Here is a 23,251-nt window from a genome sequence, read left to right on the forward strand (position 1 = left end):
TATTTTCAAAATTAGGCTTTATTATTATAACAAATTTAATTATGACTTTTTGCCAAAGGTTTCTTTCATCTGTCTATTAACATGAAAATCATTTGAATTCCATAAATTACTAGTGATGCTGATTGTCACACTGTAGCTATAACAATAGGTAAAATTGACTTGTTTTCAACTTGTAAAATGTGTATTTTTGAAGCTCAGAAAATGATTCAAAAAACGTTATTGAAAACAAAAAGCATGATCATATAAATACTTACACCACCAAAATCTCTATTTTTGAAGCTAAGAATAAGTTGTGGCATGAAAGCAAAGGTTGTAAACACTGGTACGATGGCACCTAGAATTGTTGAAACTGCTGTGTTTTTGATTGTAACATCAATTTTGTTAATTCTTTCATCGTTTAGAACACACAAGATAGTTATTGCAATTGAGGCTAAAACAAAAACTCCTAGAATTGTTGAAACATTAAACAACTTTGCTTTTGAATGTTTTTTCGACCCACTATGGTCGTATTGATAATAATATAAATAAAAAACTGTGAATGAATAAATAATGATTGAAATTAAGTTTGCTACAGCAGTCTGTAAAAGTGATCCTGGTAAAAATGTACCAAGAACTACTCAAGCAAATAAACCGAAATAAAAGATTCAAAATGAAACAAAACTAACATTTCCGGTTCTTTTCTCTTTTAAAAGTTTGATTAATTGGGGAACTCCTAATAAGACTGTAACAACTGCTGCAAATCAACCAAATACTTCACCGGCATTTATTAAGTGTTGATTTGTTGTCATACATAAAATTTTAACTTATTTTGGTTAAAAAACAACTTATTGAGTGTATATTTTAAAATAACAATATGAACTCAAAGGACAGAAAATGAAGATAGAAAAAAGTGCTGGTACATTGTGTGTTTTCTTGGCTAAAAAACCTAAGATTCTACTAGTCAAAAACAAAAATAAGGCCTGAGGATTTCCAAAAGGACATCTAGAAGGTAGTGAAAAAGCTTATCAAGCAGCAACAAGAGAAACTAAAGAAGAGGCAAATATTGATGCTAAATTAATAGAAAAATTTGCGATCAGCCAATACAACCTTCAACCAGATATTATGAAATTTGTGTACTGATTTGTAGCTACCAGCAACAGCAATAAAGCAAAAAGAAATCCAACTGAATCTTTGGCTGCTAAGTTTGTTTCTTTTAAAAAAGCCAAAAAAATGTTGACACACGAAACAGATAGAAAACATCTTCAAAATTTTGTTTCTTTGTTTGAAAATCAACGAATTGAATGAAATAAAAAAAGCGATATTGAATCGCTTCTTTGGGATTGAGAGACAAATTAGTCTTTTTGCAATCTAATCAAGGCATTAATGTAAATCTCTAAATCTTGTTTCATTTCGTCATATGTGAAGACTTCGTTTGGTGCATGCATTAGCTCCATTTTAGTAGTAGCACCAAAAGCAACACAATTTTCAAATGTTCTTGCATAAGTGCCGCCACCAATCGCTATTGGTTCTGCACCTTTATCATCTGTTAAGTCGCGATAAGTTTGAATTAGTGTTTGAATTAATCAAGAATCTTTAGGAATATATTTTGCATTTTTAGATCCGACCATTTTAAATTCACATTGATAATTATTTTTGTCTAAAAATTCAAGCAAGTCTTTTTGCACTTGATCAGCTTTGATAGTAGCGGGTACACGCATGTCAAAACCGATTGAAACATGGCCATTGGAAGTTCTTAAAAAAGCAGGATTTGATGTCAAAAGCCCGCTGTCATCTCGATAATTTTGAAAAATGTTCGACATTGAAAAATCACTATTTTGGAAGTTGTTGAACATGAATTTAAAAAAATCATTTTTTAGAGCTTGTGATTCGTTTTTAACTATTGCTTTAACGAATTTTAATATTGCATTGTCGCCCGCATAAGGAGTAGAACCATGTCCTGCCACACCCTTGACAATTAGCTCAGTATCACTTTTTAAAATAACATCCTTTTTGTCGAAATAATTAGCAATTTCTTTTGCTCTATTTGAATGTAGTTTTAAGGCGTCAGGAATTTGGTTGTAAACCTCACCTGCTTCAAGTACAAAATCATCATATTGGCTAAAAATTAAGTCATAATCAAAAATAAGCTTTTCAGCAAAAATAATAGGTCATTCACCATCTGGGGTATAACCTAGATCTGGTGCGCCAAAATCTTGTAAATAAAATTTCATGCTTTCCATTGTTGTTTCTTCACTCAGTCCAAAAATCACTCGTATTGAGTACTTTTTGTTCACCAAGTTATTGTCAAGTAAGTATTTTAGAGTATACAAAGTGATAATTGTTGGCCCTTTGTCATCTAAAGTTCCTCTTCCGAATATTTCATTTTCTTTTATTAGTGGCTTAAAGGCTTCACTTTCTCATTGACTATTGTCACCACTTGGAACAACATCAAGGTGACATAGGATGCCAATTAAAGTTTCACCATTACCAATTTGTGCATAACCATAACGATTTTTACTATCTTTGTGGGTTTGAAAACCAAAAGATTTTGATAAATTTAAAACATAATCTAAAACTTTATCAACTTCTTTACCAAAAGGGTATTGACTAGTTAAATCAGCCACTGAAATCGAAGGGATGGCGCACACGTTTGCAATGTGTTGCACCATTTCTTTGAATTCTTTTTCTGTTTGTTTGTAACGAATTATTTTGTTCATATCTAGACCTTTCTATCTATGTTGTTATAATTTTATTACAATTTGTAATAAAGGAGTTGACATGAAATACTTTGATGTCCATACACACCCATTTTTAGAATATTATGAGGATCCAGAGCAAGTAATTTCTTCGTGATTTAAAGAAAATATGAAATTAATGTTTTTTGTAGGAGTAGATGAACCTAGTTCAAAAGAAGTTGTGAAAATGATAGAAAAATTTGACAATCTTTGAGGCATAATCGGCATTCATCCAAACGAGTCACATGGTGCAATTGATGGTGAAATTATCGAAAAACTTTTAACTAAAAAAATTATTGCAATTGGTGAAATCGGTCTAGATTATCACTATGACAACACTCCATCAAAAGAAATACAATTAGAGTCTTTAAAAAGTCAGGTTGAAGTTGCGAGAAAACACAATTTGGTTGTTATGTTGCACATCCGCGATGCTATGGAAGATGCCATCCAATTTGTGTCCCAAGAGCAATATAAGGATTTAACTTTTGTGTTTCATTCGTACAGTGGAAATGCAGAAGAAACAGAAAAATTATTGAGACTAAACAATGTATATTTTTCAATTTCTGGAGTAGTAACTTTCAAAAATGCCAAGTCACTACAAGAAGCAGTAAAAATGATACCAATAGACAGAATTTTTACTGAAACTGACACACCTTATCTTGCACCAACTCCAATGCGCGGTAAAGATAACATTAGTCCTTACGTTATGTATACAACTAAATTTATAGCTGCTATGAAAAATGTGAGTGAAACCACCTTACTAAAACAAATTGAAGAAAATATAGAGAAAGTTTTTAAAGTACATGCAAGTTAAAGCAAAAAAATCATTAGGGCAAAATTTTTTAATTGATAACAACATAATCCAAAAAATAGTAAATGCTGTTGATCTTAAAGATAAACAAGTCATAGAAATTGGTCCAGGTCAAGGCGCAATTACTGAATTAATTGTAAAAAAGGCAGCAAGGTTGACTGCTTTTGAAATTGACAAGGACATGATAGAAATTCTACAAAACAAAATAAATGATGATAACTTTATTCTCAAACATGAAGATTTTTTAAAAGCTAATCTTGAACAAATAGGAAACAATAATATCTTGGTTGCTAACATCCCTTATTACATAACTTCTGATATTTTGTTTAAAGTTTTCGAGAATGTTGAAAAATTCGAAAAAGCAATTATTATGATGCAAAAAGACGTAGCATTAAGGATCACTGCAAATCCAGGTTCAAGTGAGTATTCAAAACTTAGTGTTTGCTGTCAATATTTATCAAAGGTAACAAAACTTTTTGATGTCTCACCCACTTGTTTTGTTCCTGCACCAAAAGTGTTTTCGAGTGTCGTGGAATTTGATTTCAATAAAATTGACTGAGAAAAGACTGAACCATTTTTCGATTTTGTTAAAAAATCGTTTGCTTTTAGAAGAAAAACACTTCTTAACAACTTAATGATTTATTATGATAAAAACAAAATAATTGCAGCGATAGAGAAAAATAATTACAAATTGACAGTTCGCCCACAAGAAATTAACGTGTCAGATTATGAATCTCTATATCTAGAGTTAACTAAAAAAGAGACTAGCTAAAACATAATAGCTGGCCTCTTTTTTTAGTTTTTAATTAAGTTCTTTAAGTATTCCTTGTACGTCAATTGATACTTTGTCTTTGTTTGCTTCAATAAACAAGTTTGCTAGTGAAGGGTAGTCGATAAATGGATTTCTAATTGCGTTCCCATTAACTTCGTATGTTGTATTATTTCTGTCTACATCAAATTTATCAACTGGATCAGACTTAGATCATTTAACCATTAATTTCAAATAATCTTCAGTAAAGAATGGGTAAACATTGTCTTCTCTAAATACCTTAATTCCATTTTTTTCTTTGTCGACTGTTTTAGTTAATTTACTGTATGAAACCACTGTATATAGGTAAATTCTAGCAATGTCACCTTTAAAAGCATCAATGGGTTCGAAGACTGTGTTACCATTTTTATCTTTTCCTAATTTAGATCCATTTCTAAAAGTTTTGATAACTGTAACAACTTCACCATAAGGATAGTTTGCTCTGTCTTTATTTACTTCAATATCTGTAGGTCAAACCATGTTGAAATCATAGACTAGTGGGGCTTGTCTATTGAATCATGATTGTGGAATTGTGTGCTCACGATTAAATCCTAAACCTTCACTACCGCCAGTACTGTGATCTTTGAAATTTAGTGGGTATTCATAAGGGTCTGAACCTGTTGGGTTTTCTGAATAAATATCTAATAATGTATTATCTTTTTCATAATACTTGTCAACAAAAATCTTTGCAACCTTGTCTCAAGTAACAACTTGGCTTATAGTCTTGTTCGCAGGTAAATTTTTAGTCTTTTCTTCCTGTAAAGTGATTAATGCGTTTAGAAGGCTTTCACCACTTTTATCTTTTAGTGAGTCGTAATAGTCACTTGCAGCATATGTTGGTTTAAGACCTTGAGTTAAAAAAGAATCCATTTCTACTTTTGGAGTAGTTTCGGGATTTTTAACTGGAGTTTTATCAGTCTCTGGATTTTTATTAACACATGAAATTGTAACAGCGGTCACTAAAGCAGTTAGTGAAGTCAATGCTAATGAACTAATAAAAACTTTGAATTTATTTACTTTTTTCATATCATCCTTAAACAAAATTTAGTATGTACCTTTCAAAATAAGGGCACTATTTAATTATATAGAGCAGTATGTGAAAATCAACAAAAAAATGAGTAAAAACTACTCATTTTGTGTGCTTTTTCAGTCTTCTATTATTTGACGTCTATTGCTGTTCCTTTATTTTCAAATTTAATACCTTCTGCATTGGTGAAAATTTTTGCCAACTCAGGATAATCGATGAAAGGATTTCTAGTTGTGTTAGTAACATCATAAGTTCTTTGGTTTCTAATGACGTCAAACTTGTCAACAGGATCCATAGCAGCTCATCTAGTCATCATTTCTAGATAATCTTTTTGGAAGAAAGGGAACTGGTCAGTGAATACACTAGCACCGTGACCGTTTGTTTTGTTTAGTGAACTATATGAAACTACTGCATAGAAATAGATTCTTGCAATATCACCTTTAAAAGCATCAATAGGTTCAAAAACTGTTCTTCCTTTACTGTCTTTTCCAAATTTAGTTCCATTTTTTGATATATATTTAACGTCTTTTACTTCACCATAAATGAAATTGCTTCTCATAGCATTTAAGTATGTATCTGAAGGTCATACTTGTTGATAATCTGCTGCTAACTTATTTGACTCACCGAATCACGATTTAGGAATTGTGTGTTCTCTATTTCATCCACCAGCTTCGCCTTTAGACCCAACTCCACTACTTAATACATACTTGTATGCGTCTGCCCCTGTTGGATTTTCTGAATAAATGTCAATTATCGACTTGTCGTCATCAAACATTGTGTCGCTGAAAATTTTTGCTAAATTTGGTCTTGTAATGGCCTTTTTTCAAATAACATTAGGCATTTTATCTCTAATAATATCGCTTTGCAATTTTATTAAGTTGCTTACTAAATTTTGTCCTGCTAATCCATTTAATGATTTATAGTACTCATCTTTATTGTTATAGACTAAGGTACCACCTAGTAATGAAGGTTTATTTTCAACAGAAAGGCCGTTTTCGGTGTTTGTGTTTTCTTCAGTTGGTAATGTGTTATTTGTATCTTCTTCCTTAGATTCTTCTTTAGGATATGCATACTCAGGCAGATTTGTTAAATCAAATGTTGATTTTAACACTTTTTCACCAATTAAAGGTTTTTGTTTTCTTCCATTATATTGAGCTGCTTTGTATTCAAGAGTAGCAATATTACCTTCTAATGTATAGTCAATTGTTGCTTTTGGAGAATTCTTTTTACCAATAGAATCAATTGCGTTAGCAATTTGATATTTTGTATCTTTTGGTTTATTTACAAATTCAAGAACTCCATATTTTTCTTTTGAATTATTTCAGTCAGGTTGTTCATTTTGAGGAATAGCTAAAATTACTTGTGCTACGTAATCATAACGAAGTGTGTAGCCTTCTTTTAGTGCTTTAACAAAATATTCTTTTTTGTCTTTAATGATTCTTAAACCGTCTTCTTCTAGACTTTTTTGATAATCAAAGAAGTTTTCAATTGCCATTAATTGTTTTGGAGTTTCTTTTGTTTCTTCCTTATTTTCTTCTTCATTTACAACTGGTTTTTCAGGTTGTGGTTTTTCTTGTTCATTGCTTGTTTTGGTTTCTAAATTGAAAGTAGTTGTTCATTGTTCAGGACTAACTTGTGCAATTTGGTTTTTAGCATCATAAAGCACGACTTTGTAAGTTAATATCAATTTGTTATCTTTTATTTCATATTTAATGATGCTGTTTGGTTTTCCGTTGCTCTGTAATGGAGAATCGCTATTTACATACTGAATATTAGTAACACTTGGTTTTTTGTTCAGTGTTAAATATGTTTTATTTTCTTTTCTTCAATCAACTCATCCATTAGGAGCGAACACTATTCTTTGTTCTTTAAAATCGTAACGTAGGGCAGCATGTTCATTACTTTGAAGTCCTTGAATTAATTCTTGTTTTGTTTCTTCATTAACGAATTCGAAAACGTTATTTAAGTCTTCTTTTTGATATTCTTCAAATCCTGCATGAATTACTTCATTTTTATCATTGTCTGGTCGGGGAACTGGTTGAGGTTGTTTAGGTTCTTCGGGTTTTGTTTCCGGTTTTACAACATTGTCGCTTTCACTTAAAACGAAACTGTTCGAAATTTCAATGTTAGATAAAATTAATTTATCTTTGTGTTGCAAAGCGATAGTGAATTTGATTGTTAAGACATTTTCATTGATAACTGCACCAATGTTGTCAGTCATTTTTTCAGCAGTTGAATCAGTTCCAACTATTTTAACATCTTTAAAAAGATCTACATATAATGGATTTACAATCAAAACCTTATTGGTTTCTTCTTGTTCATCAGTCAATGTATCATTTTCATTGTCCTTGTAATAAATTGATTGTGTTTTTGAGTTGTAGTGTAATTTTTTTTCTTGATTTACTTTTTGAATCAATAGCTTTTCTTTATTTTCTTCTATTTGGAAAGCCTTAGTGTTTAGCAATATTTCCTCAAGTGATTTTAACGCTATATCAATATCATCTTCTGTTATGTAATCCAGTAGATTAATAGGAGTTGTGTAAATTTCCACTGAAACTGTATTGTTTAAATTGTTTTTTGCTCGATATTTAAAGGTTACAGTTTTTGTATCAACATCAAAGTCGTACAAGATTTTGTTACTGTCGTCCGTCGAGCTGATGATTGTGAAATTTGAATTTGAAGGTAGTAGCTCAGATTTTAGAGAAATAGATAATATTGATTGATTATTATCTACGAAGTCAATTGTGTTTGTTTGTGGATTATATATAGCTTGTTTGTTTCTACTTAAAGCTTCAGTGAATGATTTAATATCCTCTTTTTTTAATTTAAAAGCATTATTTAATTTGCTTCTTCATTCCTCAAAGGCCTGAGTATTATTGGTATCATTGTCGTTAGACTGTCCTAGCTTTGGAGTTGGGTTTGCAATTTCATTATTACATTGAGCCGCAACAAAAGGCATAGCTAATGTTGAAGTTCCCAACAATACACCTAAGATTTTAAAAAGCCTAGTTTTGCTCGTTTTTTTCATTTTCTCTTTCCTTTTTTTAATAAAAAAATAACGGCAAAAATGCCGTCATTAGTGGGTTTGGATTACTAAAAACACAATGGCACACTTGGCCACGAAGGTTCTGCAATTTACAAACTTTTGTGTGTTTTTTTCTTTCATTTCCATAAAAATTATAATCCAAAGGATTTACTTTCTCAAGCGAAAAGTTTTTAACTTTGGATTGGGATTATATCCCCTTCCTGCCTTTGCTATCAACTCTTCATTCAATTTTGTTGCATCCGCACTGAAATTTACTCATATTTTAAGTAGTGAAGCACCCACTCCGTACCCGTCCACTGGAGCGTTTTGAGACTCAAATTCAGCAATCTTTTGAACATTAAATCCACTTGAAACATATATTTTTACGTGCTGTCCATTGTTTTTGTCCAAGGCTTCACGAAGTCTTTTAATTTGATTAACAGTTACTCCATATTCTTGCTCGTTATCTTGAAACATTTTATCTTTCATATTTTTTGACGTGTCGACACGTACTGCAAATAATTTTTTACCAAATACTTTTAAGACCTTTAGACTATCAGTTATAACATCATTGTGAAAATCCACAAGAGCAACTAAATTATCATTTGGATAAAGTTCAGTATAGTACTGACAAGCTTTTACTAAATCACCCTTAGACATTTGAATTAAAGCATGTGGCATTGATCCAAACACTTTTGATTTTTTTGATACCGCGCTTGCTTTTGTTGCATGGTTATATATTCCACCTATTTCTATAGCTTTAGCATCTGAACGAATATTACGGTAGTGATCAGCTCTGTCGGCCATAGAAATTACTATTTTTTCTCCTGCTGCTTTTTTAACTCGATAAGCATTAGTTGCAATTGAGCTTTGTCTAGCTAAAATTCCATCGATAATTCCTTCATAAAGTCCGAATTCATGATAAGGTCCAATCAGTTCTAGGACAACTTCCTTACTTTGTAGATGGCTTCCTTCGGGCAAATATTTGATTGCATAATTATTAATATTTGTATGTTTTTTAAGCAAATTTAGAACTTCTGTCATTCCACACAGGATTACATCGTCTTCCCTTTGAAAAAATTGCAAAGTTACAATTTGGTTATTATAAAAAGTCTTTGAAATGTTTGCTGTCTTTGAAAAATAAATGGCTGTTTTGTCTTCGAGTTTCATTTTTTTATCTTCCTAAGTAATTTATGAAAAGACCCCCTTCAAATTTGGGATCTTTTATTTTTAATAATGAGTTTGATTTGTATTAAGCAGTTGTTGTAGATTCTGTAGTTGCTGGTGCTGTTTCTGAAGGTGTTGTAGTGGCTGCTTCTGATGAAGGCTGTGATTCAGTGGTTTGTGGTTTGTAAGCACTTAAATCGATTGTTACTGAATATTCAGTTTGACCAATTTCTGGAGCAGCGTTCGGAATGAATTTAGCACCTTTAAATTTTAGTGTTAACTTGCTGTCTGTAAATTCATATGTTATTTGAGATGAGATAGCTGTTTGGTTTCTTTTATTAGTGTAGGTTGGATCTGTAGGGTTAGCAAGTTGAACATTTTGATTTAGATTTACTGATGAGTCTTCGGGTAAAACTAATACAGCATTAGCGCTCGCTTCGGTTTTTCAAACAGGCGTATCACCATCTGATCAAATAATTGATCTTGAGTTTCTTTCATATCAAAGTTTTTTGTTTGCATTTAGTTTTTCATATAGTGTTTTTCCAGCAGCTTCGTCTTTAACTTTATATCCTTTTTCTGATACATATTTACCATATTCCTCTGCAGTTGTAATATTTTCTACTGTCGGAGTTTCAACCGGAGTAGCGGGAGTATTTGAACCTTCTACTGGAGTTGCTGGTGTGGTTGCATCAGTGGATGGTGTTGCTGGAGTAGGTGTTTCAGGAGTTGGATTGGCTGGTGTTTCAGATTTTTTAGGATCTTCAGTTGTGTTCTTGCATTGAGCTGCAATAGCAGGAACTGATAATAGCGATACTGATGCTATGGCAACAGTTGAAATCAAACTTCAAAATTTTTTAGTTTTTTTCATTTAGACTTTTTTTCTCCTTGTGTTTGAATGAAGAACAACAATTCTCCATAATTAAATTATATTATATTTGCCATTTTAGTCAAAAAAGTGTGTTATTATGAGTGTTTTTTCAGTAAAAAAAAACGCCCTAAATTGGGCGTTAAATACAACTAAATGGTAAATGTTAGCGAGTAACTGTTTTGTGAAGCTTCTGGATTAGACTCAGAACTCAATGCTTTAAATGATACTGTTAATTGACTGTTTGCAGCATCATAAGTTGATGAAAGATAATAGTTAGGAACTTTCTTTTTCTTTCCATTTATAGGTCTGGAATCATTTGCTAAAACATATCCTGACTGGTTTTGTTTTTCTGGTTTTAGTGACAGTAGAACGTTAGCTTTTTCTGCCTTTTTAGCAGTAGGTTTATCGCCTTCTGTGAAATATAGTGTTTGGGCATCGGGATCGTAGTGGATACTTGTTCCTTTTTCTTTTGCTAGTAATTCTTTCGCTTGGTTAAGTTTTTCAGTATCACTTGTTAGGGTGAAATCTTCACTAGTTAATGATCTAGCTCAAGTTTCGTAAGCTTGTTCATTTAAAGGAGTTTCAGTTTCAGGTGCAGTTGAAGAACCTGAAGAAGAATCATTATCTTCTGTATTAGATGAATCTTGTCCTAAATTAAATGTAAATGTATAAACTTCATCAGAAACATTGTGAGGGCCTTGTTTTCCTTTGTATTCTAATGCTTTAAATTTAATAGTTAGTACGTTGTTGGCCACTTCAGTTTCAAGTTTTCTATTAGCTTCTGTTGTGCCTTGCTCTGAATCTGGAGAAGCAAGTTGGTAACTTGTATTTGTTGGTTTATTAACTAGCTCAAAGATGGTATTTCTTGTATCAAATTTTTTACCGGTTTTGTTAACGATTGTTCCTGAACGGTAGTAGTAATATAAGTCTAATTTATTGTCTTTGATTGCTTTTTTCAGTGCATCTAACTTACCATCTTTTAATTTAAGAGCATTAATTTTTAGACTGTTTTTAAAATCATCAAATGTGTTTATCTCGATATTTTGATTTTCATTTCCTTCATTTGAAGGTTGTGTGGTGTTTGTATCTGAAGCTGGAGTTTCAGAAGATGAGGTAAGGTTGATTTCGTATGTAGTTTTTTGTTCTGAAACTTTAGGTTCTCTATCACCTGGCAACATAAGCATTGTTGTGTAGTGAATTGTTAATTTAGCGGCTTGTTGATCGTATTCATAAGTTATAAACTTGTTTGGAGAATATGTTACTTCACCAGTTTCTTTATTTGTTTTCTTAGTGTACTGTTTTGCACCGCCATTAACAACTAGATATCTATCATCAGCTGGATCTAGTTTAGTTTTTAGTTCAAGAACTGTATTGTCTGTTGCAAGAGTTCCACTATTTGGATTGTCTTTTTTGCCTACAATGAAAATACTTTGAGTGTTTTCGTTGTAGAATAATTTGCCTTCTTTTTGAAGTTCAGAAATCAAAAAATCTTTTTTGTTTTCGATCACTTGGAATCCGTTTGTAGCTCCTACAGCTCAAGTGTCGAATTCATTTGTGTCAATAGGTAGTGAAATTTTAATTCTTAAAGGTTCTTGACTCTCATCTTTATATTCTGTTCCTTCATTTTGAATATATGCATGGAATAGAATGGTTAACTCTTTAGTTTCATCATTGTATTCAGTATTTAATCATTTGTTATCAGTATCTGAATCGTTTTTGATTAAAACATTTTCAGGAAGAGCTGTTAATAAGTTAACAACATTATTTTTATCTAAAGTTGTTTGTTTTGGAGTTTTAGATGAAGATCAAGCAATTGTATTACTTGCTGCATTTAAGAAGAAGTGATATTTACGTTTTATTGCACTAGTTAGCTTTTCTTGATTAGTAATCTCAGTCTTGAAATTATCCTTATTTGAATATCAAGAAACAAAATTTCTTCATGTTTCACTTGCTTTAAATTGTTGTTCTGGATTTGGTGCTGGTTGAGGATTATTTGCATCAGGGTTTTCAGTGTTTGAACCTTGATTATCAGTATCGTTGTGTGTTGGCGGTGTTGGATTTTCAGTGTTATTATCAGTATTCGGTTGTTCTTGTTGCTCTAAGTTAACTTGAATTGTAATTGGTTGTTCAAGCTCTGCTTTGTATAGTTTATTTTCGTGTGAAATGTATGGGTAGAAAGTAATTGATACAGTCTTATTAGATTTATCATAGCTGAATGTAAGACTATCTTTTGTTTCGTCATTTGGATTTCTTAGTACAGTGTTTTCTGGGAATGTAGTTTCAAAAACAAATGATTTATTCTTAGTTCTTGTTGCTTGTGAGGGTGACACACTTGTTGATCATGAAATACTATTTTTACCACTTGTGTCTTTAGAATCGTTAAAGAATAGATTTCCTTTTGTTAGTCTTGTTTCAAGCTTTTTGTCTTTATCTTGAACTTTCACTTTGAAGTTTTCTAGATTTTGATATCAAGTTTTGAAATCGTTTCATTCTTGACTTTGTTTAAAGTCTTGTTGTGAAGGTGGTGTAACTGGCTCTTCATGAACTTGTGGCAAGACCACACTTGCTTCAATTGGTTGTTCAAGCTCTGCCTTGTATTTTTTATCTCCGTCTTTAATATAAGGGTAGAATTTTAGAACTAATTTTCTTGTCTCTTGATCATAGGTGTAATCCATCAAATCACTATTTTCGTCATTAGCATTTCTTAAGACTACATTGTCTAATAGTGGAGTTACAAAAGAGAAAGTTTTATTCTTTTCTCTAGTTTGTTCAGTTGGATTAAGTTTTGTAGATCAAGAAATTGTGTTGTTTGAATCATTGAACAACAAGTGTCTTTTTTGTTTCAATCTTGATTCTAATTTATTGTCAGGATCATTGATTTGAAGATTGAAGTTTTCAGTATTTGAATATCAGTTAACAAAGTTAGTTCATGCTTCACTTTGTTTAAAAATTTGCTCTTCAGTCAATGGGGTTTTTTCATGAACAAGCCCTGGTATTTGAATCGAAGTTTGGTATGTTTTTTGGCTGACTAAAGGTGTTTGCAAGGTTTTGTAAACATATGCTTCTTTATATTTAATAGTTATTGTTTCAGTTTCGGTATCAATTGAGTAATTCAATTTAACATTTGGTAAATTAAAACTACTTACCGGTGCTTCATCATTAACTAAGATTAATTTGTCACTAATAGCTGAGTCTAACGTAAACATCGGAGCATTTGAATTTGAAGCAAAATATTGATCGTTAGGAGATCAAAATACTGTTCGATTAGTTGTGTTGAAATATAGGCTTATACCTTCAGCAAAAACTTTATTTAAAATTGTTGGATTGTTTAGTGCTAGTTTCAATTTCTCATTTGCATCAGTCAGGATTTTTTCAAATTCTTGAGTGTATTTTTGTGTGTCTAGTGCTGCTTTTTTAAGATCTTTTTTGCTTACTTCACGAATTTGTGTTTTCTTTACTAAAACAGATTCAGCACTACGGTTTTCTTCACTTAAAAGTGGTGAAGTTGCTTTGATATCACTTGGCAACTGACTCACAAGATTTTGTGCTTCAATAACGTTAGAAACTGAAGTTTTTGAAAAATTATATTCTCCGTTACCATCTAAAACCGCAACTTTAAATAGAAATGTTATGTTGTTATCATCGGTAATTTTCGCTTTAATTTCATGATTGATTTGTTTAACACCATCAACGTCGATAATTGGTAAAAAGTGATTAGCTAAATCAATTTCATCAGTTAATAAACTAGTTTTTTCGCTGTTTATACTAAGAACAATATTATTGTCATTTAGCTCATTAACTAGCAATTCTTTATTAGCAAAATAAACTGCTTGCTTTTCTTTATTTCAGAAAAATCTTTTTCCTTCGCTGATTGCGTCTGTCAAATTCTTAGTTGAAGATGAGTTGTTTAAAACAAGACTGTTTTGTAGATCTTTGGCAAGTATTTGTGCTTTATTTATTGCTCCTGTATTAGTGCTTAAAGCTGGTAGGAATTTAATACTTACTGGCTGATTATTTATTCCTGTTTCGGGGTCAATTTTCTTAGTTTTATTTACTTCTAAAACTATAAAAGGCGTAGCAATAATTGCAGTACTTGCAACAAGTCCTGCCAAAGCTAAAAGCTTTGTCTTTTTGGTTTTTTTCATTTTGTCTTTCCTTAGTTCTTTCTTCTTAAATGTTTTATCAATTTAATTATAAATTAAATTAAAAAGCAGCCCATTAAAAAGGTTGCCTTAAGTTTAAGTAAAAAAAGATAATAAAAAAAAGCGACGCCCTATTTTCCCTTGGAGGTATCGTCGGCGCTGAAGGGCTTAACTGCTGAGTTCGGAATGGGTTCAGGTGGACACCTTCGCTTTGGTCGCTATGAATATATTGTAGCACAATAAAAAGTATTTTGATAAAAATTTTTAATCTAATAAAGAACGATTTTTTCTTCTTTGTTCTTCATCGTATTGTTTCTTTGCTTTAAGTTGTTTAGTTGCTAATTTTCTATTTAGTAAAACCACTGGTGGAATTGTTAAAAATAAGACAGCAACAACTAGTAAACGGACAAATCATAAGTCATTTAGCCCGCTTGTGACTGTAAATGAGAGCATAACTAATGAAAGGGGAACAAAAAAGTTATACGCTTCAAATCCGAATCAACGAAATACTTTAATAAATAAAAAGGCAAGAAACATCAATAATACTCAGGTTCCTAGAGTAATTAGTGTTAGATGTCATCAAGTAAAGTTTTTTGAATAAGCTTCGTAAACAGTAGGAACATCTTTACCTAAAACAAAATACATAATAAAGGCAGGTATAACAATGAATACCATACCAAAAAGAGCAATTCTCGCATGGTAAGAAAGGCCTAAAATTTTGGCTACACGATAAGATTCAATTTTTTTAGACATTTTATTTTAATTCTCTTTTTAATTTGGTCAAGTGATTTAGCAATTCTTCTTGTGAGTAAGTTGTAGTTTCTTGTGAACCATAAGCACGCAGGCTGACAGTTTTTTGTTCTTTTTCGTTTTGTCCTAAAATAGCAACATATTTTGCTTTTGACATTTGTGCTTCACGAATTTTCTTTTGCATTCTTTCGTTTCTTGCATCTAGTTCAACATTAAAATCGTTCAATAATAATAATTCATAAACTTCACGAGCATAATCCATTTGGTCATCACTAATAGGGACAATAACCACTTGTTTTGGACTTAATCAGAAAGGTAAAACTCCTTTAGTTTGTTCTAAAAGAATAGCCACAAATCTTTCGTAAGTACCAATTAATCCTCTGTGAATTAAAACAGGAGTAACTAAATTTTGATTTTCGTCGACATATTGCATTTCAAAACGGTTTGGTAGTAAGAAGTCTAATTGAAGAGTCGACATAGTAATGATTCTTCCAAGAGCTGTTTTAATTTGAATATCAACTTTTGGTCCATAAAATGCAGCTTCTCCTTCAAATTCTTTATATTCAACATTCAACTCTTGCAAAACTTCACGTAAATCATCTTCAGCTTTGTTTCACATTTCGTCGTTATCAAAGAATTTTTTCTTGTTTTTAGGATCTCTTAAACTTAGTGAGATGTGATCAACTTCTATATTGAAATCTTTTAGTGCTTGTAAAATCATTTTGTATAAATGTTTAAACTCGTCTTTGATTTGATCAGGACGAACAAAAATGTGTCCTTCAGTTAAATCCATTCCTCTAACTCTCTCAAGACCAGTTAAAGCTCCACTTTTTTCATAACGATATAAACGTGATTGTTCACTATAACGCATAGGTAGGTCACGATATGAACGTCTTGTCATATTAAAAAGCATAATGTGGTGTGGGCAAGTCATTGGACGTCCAATTAATTGTTCATTATCCATCTTAATAGGTTTGAACATTGTGTCTTTATAGTGAGCTCAGTGTCCTGAAATTTCATACAATTTCTTTTCGCCAAAGTGCGGGGTTAAAACTTCTCTAAAACCATAAAGTTTGTCTAGTTTTAAAACATAATCACGAATTGCATTGTGGATTTTCATTCCATCTTCAAGTCAGATTGGAAAACCTTGACCGCATAGTGGATTTAGTGTGAAAATATTTAATTCTTTTCCTATTTTACGGTGGTCTCTTTCTTTTCTTTCTTTAAGAATTTCAAGGTATTGCATTAGTTCGTTTTTTGTAGGTCAACTTGTTCCATACACACGAGTCAGCATTTTGTTTTTTGAGTCCCCTCTTCAGTAAGCGCCTGCTAGTGAAAGAAGCTTAAAGTGTTTAATCTCCTTTGTTGAATGAACATGGCCTCCAGCACACAAGTCAACAAACAAGGTTTCATTTGTTTTGGTGTTTTTCAGTGCATAAAAAGTGATTTTACGTCTCTTTTTACTGAATTCATTAAACAATTCTTGCTTGTATGGTTGATTTGAAAGATCATATTCATCTTTACTTACTTCAACCATTTCATAGTCTTGTTTTGCTAATTCTTGCATTAACTTTTCAATCTTAGTTAAATCCTCTTCAACTAGTGGTTGTTCGAAATCGAAATCATAATAAAAACCATCTTCAATTGAAGGTCCGATTGCTAGTTTTGTGTTAGGGTATAGTTTCAAAATTGCAGCTGCTAATAAGTGGCTGGTGGTGTGATTTAATTTTGATTTGTAATCATTTTTGTCATTCATTTTAGAACCCCATTTTTGTCATTAATTCATTAAGTGTTTCTTGTGCTACAGGACGAGCTTTTTGTGCTCCTTCTTGCGTTACTTTTTCTACATCACGTAGTGCTTGTTGGAAATTATTTTGGATTTTTGTTAGTAAATTTTTAACTTCTAGAGCAACCGCTTCTTTGAATTCTTTATAGTTTTTGTCCTTAAAGAATTCTTCTGCTTCTTGTAGAGTTATTGATTTTAAACTTGCATAAATATTTAGTAGATTTGTCACTCCAGGTTTTTGTTCTGAAGCATAAACTTTGTTTTCTGAATCTGTCACTGCTTTGAGAACTTTTTTGTAGGCTTGTTCCGGATCTTCAAGTAAGTAAATTGTTCCTTTTGAGCTTTTTTCACTCTTCGACATTTTCTTAGTTGGATCTTGTAAATCCTTAACTCTTGACCCCACTTTAGGAACGAAGGCATCAGGAATCTTAAGATTAGTTTTGTATTTGTTATTAATTCTTTTAGCAAGTGTTCTTGTTAGTTCGATGTGTTGAGTTTGATCTTCACCAACAGGAACGGCATCAACATTATAAAGAAGAATGTCTCCAGCCATTAAAGTTGGATACATCAGCAATCCAGTTGGAATTGTTTCAGTCCCATTACTTAATTTGACTGCTTTTTGAGCTTTATCTTTAAATTGAGTCATTCTGTTTAACTCACCCAGTGACGTTTCAGTACATAGCAGTCACTGAATCATGGCATGCTCTAGAATATCACTTTGGTAAAAAATTACTGATTTATTTGGATCTAAACCACAAGCCAAGTATAAAGCAACAACTTCTTGACGGCTTTTTGCTAATTCTTTGGCGTTGCTATCACCCATTGTTAAGGCATGTAAATCAGCAACAAAATAATAAGTTTGATAATCGTTTTGCAAGTCTATAAAATTTTTTAAAGCTCCAATGTAATTACCTAAAGTAAGCTCTCCTGTCGGCTTTATTCCACTAATTATTTTTTTCATAAAAATCCTTTGTAAATAATATTTTATATTATATTACATTTGAAAGCATTCAAAAGCACACATAGATAGAGACCAAAACTTGATTTAAATTAAATATTAATATTTAAAATGAAGCCCAAGCGTTAAATTGTTATAATTTCTTATATTTAAGCACTTTGGGGTTAAGTATGAATAAAAATAAAATTAAATATTACACATTAATTATTTGCACGCTAGGTTTAATAAAACTCAAATGAAAGAAATATCGTCAACAAGAAGTTAAAGATCGCTTGTCAACTACTGAAAAAATAGATTTTTCAATTAATGATCTTATTTTGTTTTTGGGTGGTGAGAAGAATATTTTAAATGTCGAAACATCAAACAAAAAGATTAAGATTGGTTTTAAAGTTCGCCAAGATATAGATATTGAAAAAATAAAAAAATTAGATGGAATTTCAGGTGTTGTAGCAACATCATCCTCTATAAGTTTAGTTACCGGGAATAACGCTGCTTATATTAAAAAATTAATTATGGAAAGGGTTGAAAATGTCAAATAAACACAATTACGATTTTTTGCTTACAAACCTTTTAGACATCAACAATAACGACTCTTCACTTTATTGTCAGGTTGACAATGAAAGATTTTTTGATATCTTCAAAATGAATGGTGAAAAAACTTTCGAAAAGATTTGTTCAAGAGCTGATTTTGAAATTTTATTTAATGAGTTCGGGCACAAAGATTTAATTCGTAAAGTTCAAAATGCACAAACAATTGAAGAAATTACTGACTCGTTCAAAGAATTTAATATTCCCTTACCTGAAAATGCCAATTCATTACTGAATGGTGATTTTGAATTTGCTAAAAAAGAGTTAGTTGTCAATTTAGAAAATCGTTATCAAAAATCAATTACTAAGTGAAAAAAAATCCTTAAAAAAGCACAAGACATCAATATTGAAACAAACATCTGACCTTTGCATGTTGGATTTTTCTTTGTTGGAGTAAGAACTGAGAAAAAAGACATTTTTGCACCCTTGTTCTTCAAAGAAGTAACAATTGAAATTAAAAACTCACAAGTTTATTTAAAGAGTGCTTCGGAAATTAAAATTAACTCAAAACTTGTTGCTTTCTTGCAACAATTTGGATATTCGTTAGACACAAGTTCGTACGATTTTACTAAGAAAACCATTTATGATGTTTACAACGATTTCAGAAATTCTTGAAATAAAGTTTTCAAAATTCCTGAAAAATTTAAAGATACTATTCCAAAAATTTCTGTTGATGAATTAGATCGTAACATTGTTTTCCATGAAGGATTGATTCTAGGATTTTTCAATGTGTCAAGTGGTTACTTATGAAACCAAATGAAGAAAATTATTGAAAACGATGAGCTTGATGAAATCTTGGCAACTAAATTTAACAAAAACGAATATCGTGAAAAAATCGATGATGTTATTTTTAATAAAAACTTCAAGTTTTACAAAATTCAGAAAACAAACTTTTCACAAGACTGTGCAACCGTTAGTGCTCTATACCAAGATACAATAATTTGAGGTCCTCCAGGTACAGGGAAAAGTCAAACCATCACAAACATCATTGCTAATATTCTAGCTCGTGACAGAAGCGCTTTAGTTGTCAGTCAAAAAAGAGCAGCCCTTGAAGTGTTGAGAACAAGACTTAAAGAATTGTCTATTTTTTGTATTTTCTTGCTAAATGACAAAAATATGAAACTTGATCAATTTTATGATCCTTTAAACGACTTTTTAAACAAAATTGAGAACTTTAACTCAAATGCAAGTGAGCCATACATTGAAATTCTTACTCAGGAAGAAAAAAGATATGTTGACTATGCAAAAGAAATTCGTTCAATTCCAGATTATGAAAAAGTAGTTAATGTATATTCAGGGATGGCTAATGCCGAGATTAACGAACAAACCTTAGAGGATCTTAAAAAATTAGACCCTTATCTAAATTACAGCTTCAAATCTGACACCACTGATTACAATGAAATTGTTAAAAAACTATATGAAGTAAACAATAATAAGAAGCAAAATAAACTGCTTTCACTGATTAATATGTATCCAAAAAACATTAAGGATGCTGCTATGGTTTTAGCTTCAAATCCTAACTTACTTAAAATTAATATTAATCGTGTAGTAAAAAACATTCAAAGTGTTGATATTGATGCGTTGAAAAAGATTGATTTCTTCTACAAAATTCAGTTGCGTAACAAAACTCTTGAAGTTAACACATCGAAAGTTTTAGCAAAAATGTTAATTGAAAAAATCGTTGCTAAAATGTCTAACTTTACAAAAGAAGAAGAAAAAGAATATCGTGATTTTGCTTTAAGTGTAAGAAGTGCTAACTTAAAACCTTACAAGTTTTTCCACAAGCACAAAAACATGATCAAAAAGTTATTCCCGGTTATTGTTGCAACTCCTGATACTGATTTGTCAATGTGAACCAAAAACGAAATCGACTATGCTATTTTGGATGAGTCTAGTCAAATTTTTCTTGAAAAAGGATTGCCAATTCTTTATCTTGCAAAACGTAAGGTGTTTGCAGGAGATGACAAACAAATGCAACCCACCAAATGATTTAGTGCTTCATACACAGTTGAAGATGATGAAGATTTAGGAAGTATTGAAAGCTTATTAGATTACGCTATTGCTAGAGGAGTTTTCAAAATTCTTTTAGACAAAAACTATCGTTCAAAAAGAGCTTCTTTGATGACCTTTAGTTCGAAAATTTTCTATGATTCAAAATTGGATGTTGTTGATGATTACAAAATTGATAATGATGAACAAACAATTGAAGTTATTCAAACTGATGGATTTTGAGACAACTCACTGAACCAAAAAGAAGCAAATATCGCTATTCAAAAAGTAAGGGAAAATCTAGATAAATACAAAAAAATTATTCTGCTTGTTTTCAACGTTAAGCAACAAGAGTACATCTTTAACAAAATTTTCTCTGATTTTCCAGAGCTAGAAAGAGCTTTACAAGATGAGCGTTTGAGTTTAAAAAACATTGAAAATATCCAGGGTGATGAAGCAGACTTAGTAATTATTAGTGTTGTTTATGATGCTAACACAAACCTTTCATCAACTTATGTTGCTCGTCCTGGCGGAAAAAACGCCTTGAACGTTGCAATATCAAGAGCTAAAGAAAAAATGATTGTTATTAAATCTATTTATGCTGATGACATTAAGTTAAATGAATACTCATCTAAAGACTTGATTACCTTGCGTGAATGATTGAGATTTTTAGACTTAAGTGAAGCAAAAAAGAAAAATTACATTGAAATGGATAAAAAAGAAGATTGAACTCAAACTTCGGTTATTGATGTTAATTTGGATTTATTAAATGAAGTATATAAAACACTGAATCCACTAGTTCGTGAGTGACCTACATTGCAACTATATTTAGATTATTCAATTGGAACAAAAAAAATAGATTTAGCTATTGTTGATAATGACACAAATAGAATAATTCAAGGTTTTGTTATCGACAATTACTCATACGGTGGGAATGAAAAGGCTTATTTGAAATTCTATGATCAACTAAAATTCTTAGAATCAAAAAATTATCCAATTGTTTTAATTCATGAGATTGAATGAAAAGTAAACAAAGACATTTTTATCACAAAAGCCAGAGAAGCAATCAATAACTACTTTAAAACTCTAAAAGAAAAAGAAAAGAAAATAGACACAACAAAGACTGAAAATAGTGATCTAATCGAACAACAAAATGCATATTTTGACACGGATAAGACTGAAGATATTTTAGTTGAAGATCAAAACGAGATTGAAATTCAAAACGAAGAGTTCGCTAAGATTCAGAGTCAAGAAACAGAAACACACAATATATTTAATGAACAAAGTGAAGAGTCTAATTCAAACAGTAGCGGACAGGAGTTTTCTTTAAATCCGTTTGATGATGAAGAAGGTGGGTTAAATGTTTAAAAGAAACAATGAGCCTGAATTAGGTTTTGAAAAGAAAGAAAGTTTTTTCAAAAGATATCGCAAATTTATTCTTTGAGGAACTTTGGGAATTTGCATTATTGCAGTTGGTACATCAGCAATAGTTTTAAGAGCAAACGGCAATGAATGGAGACTTTATTCATACAAAAATAAAATTTATGATGAAAAAGAAATCAAAACTTTTTATGTAGATATCACACCTAAAGAAAATGTAGGTCAGATTTCAGCAAAAGATTTTGTTGCACAATTCAGTAAAACAAAAAAATTCGACAATAAAACGTTAAATGAATATTTTGATGTAAAACTTGCCGACCCAAAAATGGACTATGACATATTTAATTTAAGAATTAATGATTCAACAAATTCAGTGATTTTCACGGTCGGGGCAAATAATAAATTTTTTGATATTGAGCTAAAAGGCTTTGAACAAAGTGAACCAACTTTTATTAGTGATGAAAAGGCAAATTCATTCAAATTTAGTGCTGTATTTGATTTAAAAAATGAAACCTTGCAAGATGTCGTCGAGAGAATTAATGGAATTCAAAACATGGAAGAAAAAGCTAATGCTTTTGTTAGCTCATTTAAAACATCGTTCTCGCGAAGTGTGTCTTTCTACATTAATGGCGACATAAAGATTGAAGCAAATAACAAAATTGTTGTACCTTTAGTTTTTTGAACCATCGAATATTCAAGAAACATTGGGGCTTATATTCAAATAAATTCAAATACCATCTCCAAAGAATTAAGTTGAACGAATGAGCAAAAAAGCTAAAAAATTTAATTGAAAATTCTTCTGAGTTTTATTTGCTGTAGGAGCATTGATAGTTGTTGTTCCAATAATAACCACTGTTTCAATTATTTCTATTTCTTCTAAAAATAAAAAAGAAAAACAAACTAAAATAGAAAAACTGCTCTTACAAGCTCAGGAGATCCAGGAAAAATATCTTGCAAAACTTAACACAACAAACAATTTCCCTGTAGAGTTTTTGTCAAAATTACAATTAAGTATTGAAAGAGCTGAGAAAGGACTAAAAGACTCCAATTTGAGTGAGCAAGAATTCAAAAGCCTTGTTTTAGATTTGGAAAACTCAATTCGCAATGCTAGTGCTGTTTTAAACTTGCAAAATTTTAATAAATAGATTTACTTATCAAACAAAAAACACCCTGGTTTTCGGGTGTTACATAAATTGCACCTCTACACTCCAGAAATACTGGGGTGTTTTTAATTCTTG

Annotated in this window: 17 protein-coding genes and 1 rRNA gene; 7 read left to right on the forward strand and 11 right to left on the reverse strand. The window is 31.1% G+C overall.

Annotated elements, in window-relative coordinates:
* Positions 1-35: 35 nt before the first annotated feature.
* Positions 36-788 carry a PQ-loop domain-containing transporter gene (locus ACSH40_RS02740; RefSeq protein WP_438341468.1) on the reverse strand — a complete coding sequence of 251 codons (753 nt, stop codon included), beginning with the start codon at positions 786-788 and terminating at the stop codon, positions 36-38.
* Between the two features lie 85 nt (positions 789-873).
* On the opposite strand from ACSH40_RS02740, the gene ACSH40_RS02745 reads away from it, so the two are divergent.
* Positions 874-1,335, forward strand: a complete 462-nt coding sequence (locus tag ACSH40_RS02745; protein ID WP_438341469.1) for an NUDIX domain-containing protein — start codon at positions 874-876, stop codon at positions 1,333-1,335.
* Here the strand turns inward: ACSH40_RS02745 and ACSH40_RS02750 are convergent.
* Positions 1,332-2,696, reverse strand: a complete 1,365-nt coding sequence (locus tag ACSH40_RS02750; RefSeq protein WP_438341470.1) for a Sapep family Mn(2+)-dependent dipeptidase — start codon at positions 2,694-2,696, stop codon at positions 1,332-1,334. The genes ACSH40_RS02745 and ACSH40_RS02750 overlap by 4 nt on opposite strands.
* 61 nt (positions 2,697-2,757) lie before the next feature.
* Between ACSH40_RS02750 and ACSH40_RS02755 the strand changes: the two genes are divergently transcribed.
* Both ACSH40_RS02755 and rsmA read left to right on the forward strand, forming a co-directional pair.
* A complete protein-coding gene (locus ACSH40_RS02755; protein ID WP_438341471.1) occupies positions 2,758-3,528 on the forward strand; it encodes a TatD family hydrolase in 771 nt (256 codons plus the stop codon).
* Positions 3,518-4,297 carry a 16S rRNA (adenine(1518)-N(6)/adenine(1519)-N(6))-dimethyltransferase RsmA gene (gene rsmA, locus ACSH40_RS02760; protein WP_438341472.1) on the forward strand — a complete coding sequence of 260 codons (780 nt, stop codon included), beginning with the start codon at positions 3,518-3,520 and terminating at the stop codon, positions 4,295-4,297. The genes ACSH40_RS02755 and rsmA overlap by 11 nt, the downstream gene beginning before the upstream one ends.
* A gap of 30 nt (positions 4,298-4,327) precedes the next feature.
* On the opposite strand, the gene ACSH40_RS02765 is transcribed toward rsmA, so the two are convergent.
* From ACSH40_RS02765 to trpS, 9 genes are all read right to left on the reverse strand, one after another.
* A complete protein-coding gene (locus tag ACSH40_RS02765) occupies positions 4,328-5,359 on the reverse strand; it encodes an endonuclease (RefSeq protein ID WP_438341473.1) in 1,032 nt (343 codons plus the stop codon).
* Positions 5,360-5,490: 131 nt separating this feature from the next.
* On the reverse strand, positions 5,491-8,388 hold the full coding sequence (locus tag ACSH40_RS02770) for an endonuclease (protein ID WP_438341474.1): 2,898 nt from the start codon (positions 8,386-8,388) through the stop codon (positions 5,491-5,493).
* 165 nt (positions 8,389-8,553) lie between these two features.
* Positions 8,554-9,555 carry a nicotinate phosphoribosyltransferase gene (locus tag ACSH40_RS02775; protein WP_438341475.1) on the reverse strand — a complete coding sequence of 334 codons (1,002 nt, stop codon included), beginning with the start codon at positions 9,553-9,555 and terminating at the stop codon, positions 8,554-8,556.
* Positions 9,556-9,637: 82 nt separating this feature from the next.
* Positions 9,638-10,420: a hypothetical protein gene (locus ACSH40_RS02780; RefSeq protein WP_438341476.1), complete on the reverse strand. Its 783-nt coding sequence runs from the start codon at positions 10,418-10,420 to the stop codon at positions 9,638-9,640.
* 149 nt (positions 10,421-10,569) lie between these two features.
* On the reverse strand, positions 10,570-14,565 hold the full coding sequence (locus ACSH40_RS02785) for a hypothetical protein (RefSeq protein ID WP_438341477.1): 3,996 nt from the start codon (positions 14,563-14,565) through the stop codon (positions 10,570-10,572).
* A 115-nt stretch (positions 14,566-14,680) separates the two neighbouring features.
* Positions 14,681-14,785: ribosomal RNA gene (gene rrf / locus ACSH40_RS02790) — 5S ribosomal RNA — on the reverse strand.
* 41 nt (positions 14,786-14,826) lie between these two features.
* The gene (locus ACSH40_RS02795; RefSeq protein WP_438341478.1) at positions 14,827-15,315 is read right to left on the reverse strand and encodes a hypothetical protein; all 489 of its coding nucleotides are present in this window, start codon (positions 15,313-15,315) and stop codon (positions 14,827-14,829) included.
* Between the two features lies 1 nt (position 15,316).
* Positions 15,317-17,068 (reverse strand): threonine--tRNA ligase, encoded by a 1,752-nt coding sequence (gene thrS, locus ACSH40_RS02800; protein WP_438341479.1) that lies wholly within the window; start codon positions 17,066-17,068, stop codon positions 15,317-15,319.
* 1 nt (position 17,069) lies between these two features.
* Positions 17,070-18,059: a tryptophan--tRNA ligase gene (trpS, locus tag ACSH40_RS02805; protein WP_438341480.1), complete on the reverse strand. Its 990-nt coding sequence runs from the start codon at positions 18,057-18,059 to the stop codon at positions 17,070-17,072.
* A 167-nt stretch (positions 18,060-18,226) separates the two neighbouring features.
* Here trpS and ACSH40_RS02810 point away from each other — a divergent pair, with 167 nt between their 5' ends.
* The 4 genes from ACSH40_RS02810 to ACSH40_RS02825 are packed head-to-tail and all read left to right on the forward strand — an operon-like array spanning position 18,227 to position 23,158.
* The gene (locus ACSH40_RS02810) at positions 18,227-18,595 is read left to right on the forward strand and encodes a hypothetical protein (RefSeq protein WP_438341481.1); all 369 of its coding nucleotides are present in this window, start codon (positions 18,227-18,229) and stop codon (positions 18,593-18,595) included.
* The gene (locus tag ACSH40_RS02815) at positions 18,585-22,001 is read left to right on the forward strand and encodes an AAA domain-containing protein (RefSeq protein WP_438341482.1); all 3,417 of its coding nucleotides are present in this window, start codon (positions 18,585-18,587) and stop codon (positions 21,999-22,001) included. The genes ACSH40_RS02810 and ACSH40_RS02815 overlap by 11 nt, the downstream gene beginning before the upstream one ends.
* Positions 21,994-22,791: a hypothetical protein gene (locus ACSH40_RS02820; RefSeq protein WP_438341483.1), complete on the forward strand. Its 798-nt coding sequence runs from the start codon at positions 21,994-21,996 to the stop codon at positions 22,789-22,791. The genes ACSH40_RS02815 and ACSH40_RS02820 overlap by 8 nt, the downstream gene beginning before the upstream one ends.
* Entirely contained in the window at positions 22,775-23,158 is a 384-nt protein-coding gene (locus ACSH40_RS02825) for a hypothetical protein (RefSeq protein ID WP_438341484.1), read from the forward strand. The genes ACSH40_RS02820 and ACSH40_RS02825 overlap by 17 nt, the downstream gene beginning before the upstream one ends.
* Positions 23,159-23,251: the final 93 nt, after the last annotated feature.

Source organism: Mycoplasma sp. 3341, from assembly GCF_051549855.1.
GTDB lineage: Bacteria > Bacillota_I > Bacilli_A > Mycoplasmatales > Metamycoplasmataceae > Metamycoplasma.